The following is a 549-nucleotide window of genomic DNA, read 5'->3' as shown; positions in this document are numbered from 1 at the left end:
CTGGGTGGTGTGGGCCGCAGCCAGATAGTGCTGGCGATAGATGTCTTCGAGTTGGGCTATATAGTAAGTAGCGTTGAGTGTCGGGCTGAAGTCATAGCGGGCGCCGGCAAAGTTGAGTCCGTCGCTGCTTTGTTGCGGTGTATCGCCGAACAGATAGATATCCTCGCGATTGCTGGACTCGCGGGTCGCTATTTTCCAGAAGCGCCCCGCATTGTGTGTCCACCCGGCCCAGTCCGTTGAGTCCAGGGTCGCGCCTTCATAGGTGGTGACCAACTGCCGGGAGTCGTCGGTGTATGCCACCGGCATCGTGGGTCGATGCTCACCGACACGGACCTCGGTGTTGGCGAACCTGAGCTTGCCGGTCACGCCGGCTCGACCGTAATCGGTTACCGGTCGGCCCTTGCTGTCGTCGTAAGGCAGGACGGCATCCGGGCCTCGTCCGCCGCCACCATCCAGGCGGTAGGCATACTGACCGGAAGCATCCAGCCCCCACTGCACCGGTCCTTCGGTGAACCCGGACCTGAATACCAGATCGAAGCCCTGGCTCCA

Annotated in this window: 1 protein-coding gene; it reads right to left on the bottom strand. The window is 61.7% G+C overall.

The genetic code is table 11. The features are described from left to right. The coding region (locus tag TU76_RS24260) for an OprD family outer membrane porin (RefSeq protein ID WP_048352697.1) at positions 1-549 on the bottom strand (549 nt) is incomplete at both ends.

Source organism: Pseudomonas psychrophila (genome assembly GCF_001043005.1).
Lineage (GTDB): Bacteria > Pseudomonadota > Gammaproteobacteria > Pseudomonadales > Pseudomonadaceae > Aquipseudomonas > Aquipseudomonas psychrophila.
The sequence above is the reverse complement of the archived record's forward strand: the minus strand, read 5'-3'. Positions and strand labels throughout refer to the sequence as shown.